Source organism: Streptomyces sp. NBC_01296, assembly GCF_035984415.1.
Classification (GTDB): domain Bacteria; phylum Actinomycetota; class Actinomycetes; order Streptomycetales; family Streptomycetaceae; genus Streptomyces.
On sequence record NZ_CP130720.1, the window covers coordinates 5,187,832 to 5,201,437 of the forward strand.

The 13,606-nt window shown below is 73.9% G+C and carries 12 protein-coding genes and 1 tRNA gene; 6 read left to right on the top strand and 7 right to left on the bottom strand.

Translation table 11 applies throughout. The features are described 5' to 3' along the window. Positions 1-88 precede the first annotated feature (88 nt). Positions 89-160, bottom strand: a tRNA-Gln gene (locus tag OG299_RS23650). A gap of 166 nt (positions 161-326) precedes the next feature. On the opposite strand from OG299_RS23650, the gene OG299_RS23655 reads away from it, so the two are divergent. Next, on the top strand, positions 327-1,601 hold the full coding sequence (locus tag OG299_RS23655) for a sensor histidine kinase (protein ID WP_327362542.1): 1,275 nt from the start codon (positions 327-329) through the stop codon (positions 1,599-1,601). Positions 1,602-1,655: 54 nt separating this feature from the next. On the opposite strand, the gene OG299_RS23660 is transcribed toward OG299_RS23655, so the two are convergent. Together OG299_RS23660 and OG299_RS23665 are read right to left on the bottom strand one after the other, a co-directional pair. Then, on the bottom strand, positions 1,656-2,168 hold the full coding sequence (locus OG299_RS23660; RefSeq protein WP_266628616.1) for an SUKH-3 domain-containing protein: 513 nt from the start codon (positions 2,166-2,168) through the stop codon (positions 1,656-1,658). 11 nt (positions 2,169-2,179) lie between these two features. Then, the gene (locus tag OG299_RS23665) at positions 2,180-2,770 is read right to left on the bottom strand and encodes a YwqJ-related putative deaminase (RefSeq protein ID WP_266628618.1); all 591 of its coding nucleotides are present in this window, start codon (positions 2,768-2,770) and stop codon (positions 2,180-2,182) included. A gap of 230 nt (positions 2,771-3,000) precedes the next feature. On the opposite strand from OG299_RS23665, the gene OG299_RS23670 reads away from it, so the two are divergent. From OG299_RS23670 to OG299_RS23680, 3 genes are all read left to right on the top strand, one after another. Further along, on the top strand, positions 3,001-4,014 hold the full coding sequence (locus OG299_RS23670; protein WP_266628620.1) for an SMI1/KNR4 family protein: 1,014 nt from the start codon (positions 3,001-3,003) through the stop codon (positions 4,012-4,014). Between the two features lie 7 nt (positions 4,015-4,021). Beyond that, positions 4,022-6,562, top strand: coding sequence for an SUKH-4 family immunity protein (locus OG299_RS23675; RefSeq protein WP_327362543.1), 2,541 nt, complete (start codon positions 4,022-4,024; stop codon positions 6,560-6,562). A 135-nt stretch (positions 6,563-6,697) separates the two neighbouring features. Then, the gene (locus OG299_RS23680) at positions 6,698-7,579 is read left to right on the top strand and encodes a coiled-coil domain-containing protein (protein WP_327362544.1); all 882 of its coding nucleotides are present in this window, start codon (positions 6,698-6,700) and stop codon (positions 7,577-7,579) included. A gap of 157 nt (positions 7,580-7,736) precedes the next feature. Here the strand turns inward: OG299_RS23680 and OG299_RS23685 are convergent, their stop codons facing one another. Beyond that, entirely contained in the window at positions 7,737-8,285 is a 549-nt protein-coding gene (locus tag OG299_RS23685; RefSeq protein WP_327362545.1) for a CGNR zinc finger domain-containing protein, read from the bottom strand. An 81-nt stretch (positions 8,286-8,366) separates the two neighbouring features. Here OG299_RS23685 and OG299_RS23690 point away from each other — a divergent pair, with 81 nt between their 5' ends. Beyond that, positions 8,367-9,224, top strand: a complete 858-nt coding sequence (locus OG299_RS23690; RefSeq protein ID WP_327362546.1) for an alpha/beta fold hydrolase — start codon at positions 8,367-8,369, stop codon at positions 9,222-9,224. Between the two features lie 15 nt (positions 9,225-9,239). Here OG299_RS23690 and OG299_RS23695 read toward each other — a convergent pair whose 3' ends face one another. The 3 genes from OG299_RS23695 to OG299_RS23705 all read right to left on the bottom strand — a co-directional run bounded on the left by OG299_RS23695 (position 9,240) and on the right by OG299_RS23705 (position 12,424). Then, complete coding sequence (locus OG299_RS23695; RefSeq protein WP_266628629.1) at positions 9,240-10,100, bottom strand: hypothetical protein; 861 nt, start codon at positions 10,098-10,100, stop codon at positions 9,240-9,242. Between the two features lie 120 nt (positions 10,101-10,220). Then, complete coding sequence (locus OG299_RS23700) at positions 10,221-10,673, bottom strand: hypothetical protein (RefSeq protein ID WP_327362547.1); 453 nt, start codon at positions 10,671-10,673, stop codon at positions 10,221-10,223. Positions 10,674-10,789: 116 nt separating this feature from the next. Then, entirely contained in the window at positions 10,790-12,424 is a 1,635-nt protein-coding gene (locus OG299_RS23705) for an MFS transporter (protein WP_327362548.1), read from the bottom strand. Positions 12,425-12,787: 363 nt separating this feature from the next. Between OG299_RS23705 and OG299_RS23710 the strand changes: the two genes are divergently transcribed. Then, entirely contained in the window at positions 12,788-13,564 is a 777-nt protein-coding gene (locus OG299_RS23710; RefSeq protein WP_369778606.1) for an ABC transporter ATP-binding protein, read from the top strand. Positions 13,565-13,606 lie beyond the last annotated feature (42 nt).

Here is a 13,606-nt window from a genome sequence, read left to right on the forward strand (position 1 = left end):
TGGTGGACCCGTGAAGGATACCGGGGTGTTACGCCCCGGGAACGAGGCCGGGTCCCGACCGACCGGCCAGGACCCGAACTGACAAAAGCTCCCCCGCCAGGACTCGAACCCGGACATAAGGCACCAAAAGCCTCAGTGCTGCCAATTACACCACAGGGGACTATTTATGACTGAACCGGACATTACGTCTTTGTGGTCGAGTCGACGGCACTACTATGCCGCACCACCACCCCTCGATGCGACGGTAAAGATCCGCGCCTTGTAGTACGCGCACGCACGGAATTGCGCTCGCGTGGGTGCCCGGGGCCCTGCGTACGCTGGACGGCATGACCATTACGGGGGAAGAGCGGGGCGGGGCCGGGCGCGACGGGCCGTTGTGGTGGGAGCGCCGGCGGGGGGCCGTGCTCGATGTGGCGCTGGCGGCGGTGTCCGCCGTCGAGTGCGCCGTCGAGGGGGTGCCCTTCGCGCGCGAGGCCGGGGTGCCGGTGGCGGTCGGGGTGCTGTTCGGGCTCCTGGTGGGGTCCACGCTCGTGCTGCGCCGGCGCTGGCCGATCGCGGTGGTGCTGGTGGGGATCGCCGTGTCGCCGGCTGCGATGGGGTTCCTGCTCGGGGTGGTGGGGCTGTACACGCTGGCCGCCTGCGAGGTGCCGCGGCGGATCACCGCGACGCTGACCTCGATGTCGCTGGTGGCGACCTTCGTGGTGATGTACGTGCGGACCAGCGGGGACCAGGGGGCCTCGCAGTCGCTCGTCATCGTGCTGTCCGTGTTCGTGGCGGTGGCGCTGACCGTGCCGCCGGTACTGCTGGGCCTGTACATAGGGGCGCGGCGGCGGCTGATGGAGAGCCTGCAGGAGCGGGCGGACTCGCTGGAGCGGGAGCTGTCGCTGCTCGCGGACCGGGCGGAGGAGCGGGCCGAGTGGGCCCGTACGGAGGAGCGGACGCGGATCGCGCGGGAGATGCACGACGTGGTGGCGCACCGGGTCTCGCTGATGGTGGTGCATGCGGCGGCGCTGGAGGCGGTGGCGGCCAAGGATCCGGCGCGGGCGGCGAAGAACGCGGCGCTCGTGGGTGACATGGGGCGGCAGGCGTTGACCGAGCTGCGGGAGATGTTGGGGGTGCTGCGGGCGGCCGAATCGCCGAAGCGGGCTCCTGCGGTGGTGCCGGTGGCTGCGCTGGTGGGGAGTTTCGAGGACGGGGCCGGGCCTTCGCTGGAAGAGCTGGAGGCGCTGGTCGGGCAGTCGCGGGCGGCCGGGATGGTCGTGGAGCTGGATGTCCGGGGTGCGGGGGCGGGTTATCCGGCGGAGGTGGAGCAGACGGCGTACCGGGTGGTGCAGGAGGCGCTGACCAACTGCCACAAGCATGCGCCGGGCGCGAGGGTCGTGGTGCGGCTGGCCCATCGGGAGGGTGAGGTGGCCATGCAGGTGGAGAACGGACCGTGCGGGGCGGACGGGGTGCAGCCGGGGCTGCCGAGTGGCGGGAACGGGCTGGTCGGGATGCGTGAGCGGGTGCTCGGGCTGGGCGGGGTGTTCGTGTCCGGCCCGACGGACGAGGGCGGTTTCAAGGTCTCGGCGGTCCTGCCGGGCGACCCCCGGCAGGCCTGAGCCCGCCCCGGGGCGGCCGGCCGTCCCGGGGCCGGGCCCCGGGCGGGGCGGGGGTCAGTGGGCCGTGGTGAGGCGGGTGGGCTGGAGGCCGGTCAGGAGCAGGGTCAGGGCTTCGTCCACGGCGCCGCCGAGGTACCAGTCGCCGGTGTGGTCGATGCCGTAGACGCGGCCTTCGCGGTCGATGGCGAGGTGCGAGCCGGCGTCGGCGTCGACGCCGAGGGGGCAGAGCTCGGTGGACAGGGCGCGGCCGAGATCGGCGAAGGTGCGGGCGAGGTGGAGTCCGGTGAGGGGGTCCAGGCGCACGGGGACGGGCGCTATCTGGCGGCCCGGGCCGGGGGCGGTGACGGTGAGCCCGCCGAATTCGGCCCAGGCCTCGACGGCCGCGGGGAAGACGGTGTGCCGGTGCCCGGCGGGGGTGGTGTGGTCCCGCAGGGCGTCGGCCCAGAACTCGGCCTGCTTGATGTCCCAGCGGCCGGGCTCCCAGCCGGCGGTGCGCAGGGCGGTGTCCACGGCGGCGGGGAAGCGGGTGGCCGAGGAGCGGTCGTAAGAGGCGGAGGAGGTGGTCATGGTGTCGGGGGTCAGGCCTTCTCTGACGCGGGGGTGAGGTCGACGGCGCGTACGCCGAAGTGGGCGAGGAGGGCTTCGCAGGAGCGGCAGGGCGGTGCGTAGCTGCCGTGGAGCGGGTCGCCGTCTTCGCGGATGTGGCGGGCAGTGATCTTGGAGTGTTTGAGCGAGCGGCGGGCTTCGTTCGCGGTGAGGGGTTTGCGGGAGGCGCGGCGGCTGCGGGCGCCTTCCGCGGCGGTGAGGTGGCGGGAGAGCAGGATCGCCTCGGGGCAGCGGCCGGTGAAGCGTTCCCGCTGGCCGCTGGTGAGGGTGTCGAGGAAGTCCTGGACGAGCGGGTGGAGCGCGGGTGGCTGATCGGCCTTGCCGGCGGTGCCGGTGAGGGTTTCGCCGCGTACGGAGAGGGCTGCGGCGACGGTCGGGAGGATGCCGTCGCGGCGGAAGCGCAGCACGGGGGCGGCGGGCCGGCCGTCGGCGCTGCTCCAGCGCAGGCGCGGGTCGCCGGCCGGTCCGCCCGTCGGCCCGGCGCTCGCTCCGTCCTGTGCGGCCTGTCCGCCCGGTCCTGAGGCGCCGTCGGCCGTGTCTGTGCGTGTGGCGGTGTTCTGCATGGTCGCGTCTTCCCTCCCGTGGCGGCGGTGGTGGCCGCTGTCGCGCACGCCCCCGTGCTGAGGGGACAGCCTGTCAAATGTCACCTGTCGTGTGGAAGCGGGGTCGAATATTCGTATCAATTCGGATGTTCCTGGCCCTCGCGTGGGTGCGGGGGTTGTAGGCGGGTGACGCTCTTGCCGGAGCACATAGGCTGTGGTGAACCAGCCAGATCCAGCAGGGGGCTACCGCCATGACGACAGGTCGGCTCGGGCAGCAGGCCGCGCCACCCAACGCCGCGTACTCGGGGCAGGTCGTGCATTTCCCGGACCCGGTCCGGGCCGCTCGGCATCCCCACGGTGTGCGGATGGACGGGGACGGGCATCCCGACCTCTCCCCGTACGCGCGTGCGGCGGTGGAGATCGCCGAGCCGCCGGAGGGCTTCGGTGTGGACGAGCTGCGGCTGACGGACTGCGTGTCCGCGAACGCGGCGATGCACGCGGCCGGCCATGCGCTGTGGGACACCGTCGGACCGGTGGCCACCCCGCACGGCTGGACCTGGCACCACGTGGCGAAGACGCGGCGGATGGAGCTGGTCCCGGTCGAGGTGAAGGCGCTGCTGCGGCATCACGCGGGGCTGGTGACGGCGCCGGTCGACCACGGGAAGCGTGGGACGCGGCCGTTGCAGGAGGTACGCCCGGTGCACCTGGGGCTGCCGAAGTCGGTGGTGTCGGTGTCCGAGGAGGCGGTGCAGGGTGTCGAGGAGGACCTCGGCTACCGGCTGCCGGAGGCGTACCGCGCGTTCCTGAAGGCTGCGGGCGGCTGTGCGCCGGTGGGCGCGGGGCTCGACGTGGAGCTCGGTCTGCTGGTGGACCAGCCCTTCTTCACGGTGCGTGAGGAGGCGGCGGTCAACGACCTCGTCTACGTCAACAAGTGTCTGCGGGACCACCTGACGAAGGACTACCTGTGCGTGGCCTTCGTCCAGGGGGGTCTGCTCGCGGTGAAGGTGAAGGGCGAGGCGATCGGCTCGGTGTGGTTCTCGCCGTACGACGACGCCCGCGACCGGGACGGCTGGTCGGTGCAGGAGCGCGTGGAGCGGTTGTTGCTGCCGTGCGGTGCCGATTTCGATGCCTTCCTCGAGCGGTTGGCGGGGAACCCGCCGGAGTTGGAGACGGTGGCCGGTCTGATGGTGGACGGCGGATTCGCACGCTCGGTTCCCGTGTCCGGGTCGGTTGCGGGGCCGGGTGCGGCACCGGTGGAGGGGTGACGGCGCGATGGTGACGTTTGCGCAGGCGCAGGAGCGCGCCGAAGAGTGGATCAACGGGGACGTGCCCGCGTACCAGCACCGTGAGGTGCGCGTACGGGAGTTCGGGCTCGGGTTCGTGGTGTGGGCGGAGGACCGTGCGGCCGGGCCGGTGTCCGGTGGCGGTCGGCAGCGGCTGGTCATCGCCCGGGACAGCGGTGAGGTGACGCTGTGGCCCGGGCTGCCGGTGGGTGAGGTGATCCGCCGGTACGAGGAGGAGTACGGGGCTGCGGCCGCGCCGGTGGCGGAGGCTTCGGTGCCGACGCCGCGGATCGACTCGGAGCAGACCTCGTTCATGCTGAGTCCGCCCGAGTGGCTGCAGGAGGCGGCGGACCGGGCGGGGATTCCTCCGGCGCCTGCGCCGGCAGCACCTGCCCCTGCCCCTGTGTCTGCTCCGGAGTATGCGGTTCCGGCTGCGCCGGCTCCCGTTCAGGCGTCCGCGCCCGAGCCGGTGGAGGCGGTGCCGCTGCGCCGCGAGGTGCCGTACGAGCCGACGGCCAACGACGGGGTGCCCGTCGGGGCCACGCCGTGGGCCGGGACCGATGTGAACCCGGGCGCGGACGACGTGTCCGTACCGCTGCCCGCGACGGTGTTCGCGCCGCCGTTGTCGGGCTCGGACCTGGAGGACATGGCGCCGCCGTCCGGCGGGGCCTCGGAGGCGAAGACCACCCTGATGGCCGGGGGCAGCCAGCTCCCGAGGACGGCGATCGCGCCGGCGCTGCACCTCGGGGCCGACGCGGGCCCGGATTCCGGGTCCATCGCCGATGCGCCGACGAGCAAGGCCCAGGTCTCCCGGCCGGGCGCGCAGCCGGTGACGCCGCCCGCCCCGCCGGGGGCTCCCGGCGTTCCCGGTGCGCCGGGCGGCGCGCTCGACCATGCCGCGACGATGCTGGCCGGTCCGGCCGTGACGGGTCAGCCGGCGCCTCCGGGTCCGCCCGGTGCCCCCGGTGCTCCGGGTGCTCCCGGTGTGGGTCAGCCCCCGGCGCCTCCCGGTCCGCCCGGTGCTCCGGGTTCGCTGGGGCGTGGGCTGGACCATGCCGCGACGATGCTGGCCGGTCCCGCCGTGACGGGTCAGCCGGCGCCTCCGGGTCCGCCCGGGGCCCACGCGGCTCCGGGTGCTCCCGGTGTGGGTCAGCCCCCGGCGCCTCCCGGTCCGCCCGGTGCTCCGGGTTCGCTGGGGCGTGGGCTGGACCATGCCGCGACGATGCTGGCCGGTCCCGCCGTGACGGGTCAGCCCGCGCCTCCCGGTCCGCCCGGTGCTCCCGGTGCTCCCGGTGCCGGCCGGCCGCCGGCGCCTCCCGGCCCGCCCGGGGCCCCCGGCGGCCCGGCCCCTCAGGCCGCCACCATGCTCGCCGGTCCCGGCGTACCCCAGCCTCCCGGTCCGCCGGGGGCTCCCGGTGCGCCCGGGGGCGGGCTCGACCATGCCGCGACGATGCTGGCCGGTCCGGCCGTGACGGGTCAGCCGCCCGCGCCTCCCGGCCCGCCCGGGCAGCCGCAGGGCGGTCCCGCGCCGCAGCCCCCGGCGCCCACCGGTGTGCCCACGGTCGGCCCGGGCTACCAGGCCGTGCTCCGCTACCGCGCGCCCGACGGCTCCGAGCAGCAGCTCATCCGGCGTTCCGCGCCGGGGACCCCGCACCCGGAGTGGCAGATCCTGCACGAGCTGCGGGCGATGAACGTGCCGCCGCAGCAGGTGCTGGAACTGCACACCGAGCTCGAGTCGTGCGAGCTGCCCGGCGGTTACTGCGCGCGGATGATCCGGGAGACCTGGCCGCAGGTCCGGATCACGAGCGTGGCCCCGTACGGCAAGGACCACGCGGGCCGTCAGCAGGGCATGCGGCATCTGCTGACCCATCAGGGCGAGCTGCACCAGGTGGCGGACGGCCCGGCGCGCCCCGCGCCGGTACGGGCGCCGCTGCAGCAGGTGCCGCTCCAGCCGGCGATCCCGCTGGACGCCATCGGCGCGGAGCTGGCCGGGGCGTTCGGTCCGCAAGGCGTGTTCCGCTTCGACCAGCGGGCGGTGTCCCGCCAGGGTGTGCCGGAGATCGTGGCGCAGACGCTGGTGTGGGCGGGTCTGCCGACGGACTTCGGTCCGTTCTTCTGGGCGCAGGCGGTGCCGGGCCAGCCGGTGCCGACGCTGGCGGAGCTGGCCGCGCAGCGGCAGGTGCAGCCGGCGCCGGACGCGGGCTCTTACCTGGTCGTGGGCAGCGACTTCGGCAAGGCGCTGTGCGTGCAGTACGGGACGGCGCACATAGTGGCGGTTCCGGTGGAGGCCGGTCCGGGCGGTGCGCCGGTGCCGCCGCAGTTCGTGAACTCGAGCCTGCCGCAGTTCGCGCGTTCGCTGGCGATGCTGGGTCACATGTGGCGGCTGCGCCAGCATCTGACGCCGGAGCAGGCAGGGCGCTGGACCGTCGATTTCCAGACGAATCTGGCCGGGCTCGACAGTGCGGCGCTGGCGTCGCCGGAGAGCTGGTGGTCGGTGCTCCTGGAGCAGATGTGGGACGGATTGCTCTGATCGGATGATCAGTTGAATGGCCGGGCCGGGACCCTCGTACAGGGTCTCGGCCCGGCCATTCCGGCTTCTGAGAGCAAATGGCGCATCCTTGACAGGAATCCCCCCGAGAGAGGCGCTTCCAGGATGACTGCACCCATGTCACCTCACGGACCGGGTTTCGCGACCGTACGAGGTCGCGGCTACCGCACGGAAGAGGTCGACCGGTATCTCGCCCGGCTCTCCGGCAGCCGGGACGAGGCGTGGGAGCGGGTGGCGCGGCTGACCGTCCTGGCGAAGCGGATGGAGGCGGAGGCGGGGCGGCTGCGCGGCGCGGTGGCGGAGCTGGCCCCGCAGACGTACGACGAGCTGAGCGAGCGGGCCCGGCGGATCCTGCTGCTGGTGGAGGAGGAGGCGGACGCCGTGCGCCGGGACGCGCAGGCCGACGCGCTGGACGCGACGGGCGCGGCCGAGGCGCACGCGGACCGGGTTGCGGAGTTGGCGCGGCAGGACGCGGAGGCGGTGCGCGAGCAGACGGAGGTCCGGGCGCGGCAGGGGCTGCTGCGGGCGGAGCGGGAGGCCGACGCGGTCCGGGCGGAGGCCAGGGACGATGCGGCGGAGTGGCGCTCGCAGGCGCAGACGGCGCTGGCGGAGATGCGGCACCGGTCGGACGCGCTGCTGGCGGACCGCGAGCAGGAGCACGGGGAGCGGTGGGACGCGGCGGACCGGGAGCTGGCGTCCCGGGAGGCCGATCTGGAGGCGCGCCTCGTGGAGCTGGAGCGGTACGCGGAGGGCCGGCTGGCGGAGGCGCGCCGCGGATACGCGGAGGCGGAGGAGTCGGCGCGGCACGGGCAGGAGGACGCGGAGGCGCGGGCCGCGGAACTGCTGGCGGAGGCCCGGGTGTGGGAGGAGCGGACCGGCCGTGAGACGGACCGGATCCTGCGGGAGCACGCGGAGGCGCAGGACGAGATGCGGGCGCACATGAACCACGTGCGCTCGAGCCTTGCCGCCCTGACGGGCCGCGCCCCGGCGGAGGGCTGACCCGGCGGGCGGATCCCGGGGCGGGGCGCCCGAGCCCTGAGCCCCGAGCCCTGAGCCCCGAGCCCCGAGCCCGGAGCCCGGAGCCCTGAGCCCGGAGCCCTGAACCCTGCGCCCTGCGCCCTGCGCCCTGCGTCCCGAGCCCGGCCCCGCCGCCCGGTCAGGACTTGTGGCGGGCGTAGTAGCGGGCGACCCTGGCGCGGTTGCCGCAGGTCGAGGCCACGCACCAGCGCCGCCTCGGGTGCGCCGGCAGGAACAGCAGGACGCAGTCGGCCCCCTCGCACTCCCGTACGTCCTGCACCCGGGGGTCCGTCAGGAGGTCGGCCGCCGCGTCCGCCAGCTGCGCCGCGAGTCGCCGGGCCGGGGTGCCCGTGCGGTGCGGGGCGACCGTCAGGCCGCTTTCCGGGGTCCAGGCGAGCGTGCGGTGGGCCGGGGCGGCCGCCGAGGCCTCGTTCAGCGCGCGCAGCGCACCGGCCGGGGGCTGCTCGCCGCGCCGCGCGGCCGCGAGCGCCGCGCCGGCCGCTTCCCGTACGGCGTGCACGGCCGCCACCTCCGCCGGGCCCGCCTTCCCGACCGGCCCGAGCCGGCCTTCCTGGACGGCCAGCCAGGCCGCGAGCCCCTCCGGGCCGGCGATCAGGTCGCCCGCGCCGGCGGGCCGGGTGTTGAGGAGGTCCAGGGCGAGGGGCTCACCGGTGAGCGGGAACGTCATGGGCCTAATGGTACGCGAAACGCTTGACCCATTAGAGATCTCCGGTGAGACTAATGGGAACCCAGCCATTGGAGGCATGTGATGCAGCTCGTCCATCACCGCACCGCCGAGGTGCACGGGGTCCGCGTCGCCTACCGCGAGAGCGGTCCCGCCGACGGCCCGGTCCTGCTGCTCCTGCACGGTTTCCCCACCTCCTCGCACCAGTTCGCCCGGCTGATGGACGCGCTCGGCGACACCCCGTACCGGCTGATCGCCCCGGACTACCCCGGCTTCGGCCGCACCGAGGCCCCGGAGGGGTTCACGTACGGCTTCGACCGGCTCGCCGACATCGTGGAGGGCTTCACCGACGCCCTCGGGCTGGACCGTTTCGCGCTGTACGTCTTCGACTTCGGCGCCCCCGTCGGGCTGCGGCTCGCCGCGCGGCGGCCCGAACGGGTGACCGGCCTGATCGTGCAGAACGGCAACGCGTACGAGGAGGGACTCTCCGACGCGGCCCGCGAGTTCGCCGGACTGCGGCGGGACGTGCCGGGCCACGAGGAGCGGGTGCGGGGGCTGTTCACCCCGGAGGGCACCCGTTTCCAGTACGAGACCGGCGTCGCCGACCCGAGCCTGATCTCCCCGGACGGCTGGACCCTCGACGTGCACTACCTCGGCCTGCCGGGGCGCGCCGACGCGCAGGCCGACCTGGCCTTCGACTACGCGTCGAACTTCGCCCACTACCCAGCCTGGCAGGCCTGGCTGCGCGCCGCCCGGGTGCCGGTCCTGGTCGTCTGGGGCGCGGGGGACCCGTTCTTCACCCCGGCGGGGGCGAAGGCGTACCTGCGCGATGCGCCGGACGCCGAGGTGCACGTCTTCGAGGGGGCGGGGCACTTCGCCCTGGAGACCCACCTCGCGCAGATCGCCCCGCTGATCGGGGAGTTCCTCGCGAAGCTCCCGTGACCCGACCCGGGCGTACTACCCCGCCGGCTGCCGAGCCGGAGCCGGAGCCGGGACCGGGGCCGCAGCCGCCGCGTGGCGGTACGGGTCGCTGCGCAGGCCGCGGGAGACGACCACCACCGTGAAGGCGGGAGGCGCGGCGGCCGGCAGCTGCGCCGTCAGGGTGCCCGTGGCCGGGGCGAACTCGGTGGCCAGGGCGGTGGAGTCGAGCTCCACCCGGGCTTCGGGGCCGAAGCCGCCGCCCTCCACCACCAGGGCGGCGCCCTGCACCGCCACGCCCGTGATCACCGGATTCGCGCGGGTGGCCATCTTGTTCACCAGGTACGCCCCGGCCGGTGCGCCCGTCAGCGCCCAGATCTCGGCGGGGAGGTGGGGGAGCCCGCCGCCCACGTCGGAGAGGAAGAACAGCACCACGTAGAGCATCGTGACCGCGCTCAGCGCCACGTACTGGAGGTCCACCAGGTCGGTGCGCCCGCTGTCGTTCGCGATCAGCTCGCGCAGCGGCCGCTTCCCGGAGTCCGTCGGCTTGGGGGCCGGTTTGGCCATGCTGCCGTTCTCCAGGCGGATGCCGACGACCGTCTTCGCCGCGATCAGGGCCACGTACGGGCCCCCGAGCAGCGGCAGGTACACGGTGGTCAAGGAGGACAGCGGGCCGTGCTCCCCGGCGAACCAGTCGGCGCCGCCGCCGGCCGTGAGCCCGTACGCGAGGATCGTGAGCAGGAGCCAGACCAGGATCACGGTCCAGGCCAGTGCCAGGGTGGTGGAGGTGGAGAGCCGGCCGTCGCGGCCGGTGACGAAGCCCGGACGGCGGCGCAGCCGCAGGCCGATCGGCCCGGCCACGGCGGCCAGTAAGGCCAGTGCGAAGAGTGCGGAAACCATGTCGTCCCCCCGGAACGGATCTCGGATTCAGGACTCCGAGGTCTACTCCGTTGACCGGGGTCATGACAAGCGGACAAGCGGACAAGCGGGGGTGGGGTGCGCCGCGGGTCACCGGGGCGTCTACAAGGCCTCGATCTGGGGATGGGTCGGGGGACCGCAGGGGGCGACGTCGCAGACCCAGTCGCGGGTGTTGGGGGTCTGCACCACCACCACGCCGCCGCCGGTGCGACCGGTCTTGCCGGGGTGGCCCTTGCCCTGGCCGTGTTTGCCCTGGCCGTGCTTGCCCGGGTCGGTCTTGACGTCCGGCGGCGTGACCTCGGGGTTGATGACGAGGACGGGGCCCTGGCCGTCGGGCTCGCCGGCCGGGGGGAGGAGGGGATCGGTGCGTGCGCTGCAGGCCGGGTTCCCGGGTCCGTTGCAATCACCCGGTGCGGGGTCACCGTCGGCCGCGACGGTGTGCGTGGAGGCCGCAGTGGCGGCGAATGCCCCGGTGGGCAGCAGCACGGCTCCTGCAGCCAGGGCGGAGGAGGCGGCGAGGACGAGGAAACGCCGGGTCCGCAGGACGTGGGTCATGGGAGTTCTCCTTGAGGCGGTGGGGCGGAAGGGGTGTGAACCACCGGTCTCAAGTAGGCCCCGGCACCCGCGTCGCGTCAGGTCCCGCGATCCCGTGGCTTGACAGGCGCGTCTGCCTACGTCCGGTCCTCTCGGTGCTCCGCCAGTATCGGGAACCGTCGCGGAGCCACCAGGAGCAGGATCAGCAGAGCCGCCACGGCCGCGGCGGTCGCGCAGAGGAAGATGTGGTCCACGGCGGCGGCCACCGCCTCGCGCAGGTAGTCGGCGGCGGCCCGCGGGAGCAGTTCCGGCCGGTCGAGGGTCTTGGAGACGTCGTCGAGGTGCTCCGGCAGCCCGGCCATCGGGGCGTCGGCCAGCCGGGCGGCGATGGTCGCGTTGGCGACGGCCCCCAGCAGGGCGGCCCCGAGGCTCTGGCCGACCTGGCGGCAGAACAGCACCGAGGCTGTCGTCGTCCCCCGCTCGGACCAGCCCACGGTGGACTGGACCCCGACGATCAGCGGCAGCTGGAAGAGGCCGAGGGCGGCGCCCAGCAGCAGCATGATCAGCGTGGGCTGCCAGGGCCGGGCGGGATGCGGGAGCAGTGTGAACGAGAACAGGATCACGGCGGCCAGCGAGATCCCGACGGCGGCGGAGTTGCGGAAGCCTATGCGCCGGTAGACGTGCTGGCTGAAGGCGGCGGACACGGGCCAGGTGAGGGTCATCGCCGACGTGACGAGCCCGGCGCTGACGGGCCCCAGGCCGAGCACGGACTGGGCGTACGTGGGGACGAAGACCATCGGGGCGACCATGAGCAGGCCGAGCGCGCCGAGGGCCAGGTTCACGGCGGCGATGGTGCGCCGGCGCCAGACCCATCCGGGAATGATCGGTTCCTCGGCCCGGCGTTCGATCCGCACGACCACGGCCGCCAGCACCGCGCTCGCGCCCAGCAGTCCGAGCGAGGGCGCGGACAGCCAGGGCCAGGCGACCCCGCCCTGCACCAGCGCGAAGAGCAGCAGTCCGCCGCAGGCGAAGACGCCGAGGGCGCCCGCCCAGTCGATCGGGCCGCGGCGCCCGGGGGACCGTACGGGCTCGACGAGGTGGCGGGCGAGCATCCACAGGGCGAGGCCGCCCAGGGGCAGGTTGAGGAGGAAGATCCAGCGCCAGTCGGCGTACGAGGCGATGAGTCCGCCGAGCGCGGGGCCCGCCACGGCGGAGGCGGCCCACACGGAGGACATCCTGGCCTGGATCCGCGGGCGCTCCTTGAGCGGGTACAGGTCGGCGGCCAGGGTCTGCACGGTGCCCTGGAGGGCGCCGCCGCCCAGCCCCTGGACGATGCGGAAGGCGATGAGGGCGGCCATGTTCCAGGCGAGCGCGCACAGCAGCGAGCCGACGATGAACAGGGCTATGCCGAAGAGCAGGACCGGCTTGCGGCCGAAGGTGTCGGAGAGCTTCCCGTAGACGGGGAGGGTGACGGTGATCGCGAGCAGGTAGCCGGCGAAGAGCCAGGAGAAGACGGAGAACCCGCCGAGGTCGCCGACGATCTGGGGGACGGCGGTGGAGACGATGGCGTTGTCGAGGGCGACGAGGGCCATGCTCAGCATGAGGGCGGCGACGAGCGCGGTGCGGGGCGGCCGGCTGCCGCTCCCGGGAGCCGCCCCCGGCTCCTCGCCGACTGCGCCCGTCTTGGCCGAAACCGCCCGCCCGGCGACGGCGTCGCCGCTGTCCCCGGCGGGGTCCCCGGTGCGCTCGCCCGTGCTCTCCTCCGCGCCCACCAAGATCCTTTCACCGTGCACGTACCTGCGGGGAACACCCTCTCATCACGGCGTATCCGGCGGTATCCCCCAGAGCTGATCCCCCAAAGGGTGGAGAACCCCTAAGGGTTGCTCCTCACAAGGGTCCAGGGGCCTTTCGTCCCGGCGGAGGAGGAGAACGGCTCCGGGAGGTCCTTAACTGGTTCATACGAGCGGGGGTGGGGTTAACCCCCCGGTGGATACGGCGATGGGCACCAGCGCGCCGGCCGCCTCCGCCCCGCAGACTTCACGACGGCACCACACGCAGGATCCGGCCGGTACGCAGGATCCGGCCACATGCGCGGCAACGCGAACGAACGAGGGGGAAGCACCGTGACAACGGCTATGACCGAAACCAGGCACGGGGGTACTGGAGGGCATGAAGCCGTCGCGGCCCGGGCGCGCAAGGTCGTCAAGGCCTACGGCGCCGGGGAGACCCGCGTGGTCGCCCTCGACGAGGTGGACGTGGACATCAAGCGCGGCCAGTTCACGGCGATCATGGGCCCCTCCGGCTCCGGCAAGTCCACGCTGATGCACTGCCTCGCCGGTCTCGACACGGTGACCAGCGGGCAGATCCACCTGGACGACACCGAGATCACCGGCCTGAAGGACAAGAAGCTCACGCAGCTGCGCCGCGACCGGATCGGCTTCATCTTCCAGGCCTTCAACCTGCTGCCGACGCTCAACGCCCTGGAGAACATCACGCTCCCCATGGACATAGCGGGCCGCAAGCCCGATGCGGAGTGGCTGAACCGGGTCGTGGAGACCGTCGGCCTCGCGGGCCGCCTCAAGCACCGCCCGACCGAGCTCTCCGGCGGCCAGCAGCAGCGCGTGGCCGTGGCCCGCGCCCTCGCGGCCCGCCCGCAGATCATCTTCGGCGACGAGCCCACCGGAAACCTGGACTCCCGGGCGGGCGCCGAGGTCCTCGGCTTCCTGCGCCGCTCGGTGGACGAGCTCGGCCAGACCATCGTGATGGTCACGCACGACCCGGTGGCCGCCTCGTACGCGGACCGCGTGATCTTCCTGGCCGACGGCCGGATCGTGGACGAGATGTACGGGCCCACCGCCGACCAGGTCCTCGACCGCATGAAGGACTTTGACGCGCGCGGGCGGACCTCGTGAGCAACACCGTCCTGAAGACCTCGCGGCGCAACTTCGTCGCGC

What these genes read in the sequence shown, in the direction of transcription:
- OG299_RS23655 (WP_327362542.1), top strand. Translation starts at nt 327, where the DNA reads ATGACCATTACGGGGGAAGAGCGGGGCGGGGCCGGGCGCGACGGGCCG.
- OG299_RS23660 (WP_266628616.1), bottom strand. Translation starts at nt 2,168, where the DNA reads ATGACCACCTCCTCCGCCTCTTACGACCGCTCCTCGGCCACCCGCTTC.
- OG299_RS23665 (WP_266628618.1), bottom strand. Translation starts at nt 2,770, where the DNA reads ATGCAGAACACCGCCACACGCACAGACACGGCCGACGGCGCCTCAGGA.
- OG299_RS23670 (WP_266628620.1), top strand. Translation starts at nt 3,001, where the DNA reads ATGACGACAGGTCGGCTCGGGCAGCAGGCCGCGCCACCCAACGCCGCG.
- OG299_RS23675 (WP_327362543.1), top strand. Translation starts at nt 4,022, where the DNA reads ATGGTGACGTTTGCGCAGGCGCAGGAGCGCGCCGAAGAGTGGATCAAC.
- OG299_RS23680 (WP_327362544.1), top strand. Translation starts at nt 6,698, where the DNA reads ATGTCACCTCACGGACCGGGTTTCGCGACCGTACGAGGTCGCGGCTAC.
- OG299_RS23685 (WP_327362545.1), bottom strand. Translation starts at nt 8,285, where the DNA reads ATGACGTTCCCGCTCACCGGTGAGCCCCTCGCCCTGGACCTCCTCAAC.
- OG299_RS23690 (WP_327362546.1), top strand. Translation starts at nt 8,367, where the DNA reads ATGCAGCTCGTCCATCACCGCACCGCCGAGGTGCACGGGGTCCGCGTC.
- OG299_RS23695 (WP_266628629.1), bottom strand. Translation starts at nt 10,100, where the DNA reads ATGGTTTCCGCACTCTTCGCACTGGCCTTACTGGCCGCCGTGGCCGGG.
- OG299_RS23700 (WP_327362547.1), bottom strand. Translation starts at nt 10,673, where the DNA reads ATGACCCACGTCCTGCGGACCCGGCGTTTCCTCGTCCTCGCCGCCTCC.
- OG299_RS23710 (WP_369778606.1), top strand. Translation starts at nt 12,788, where the DNA reads ATGACCGAAACCAGGCACGGGGGTACTGGAGGGCATGAAGCCGTCGCG.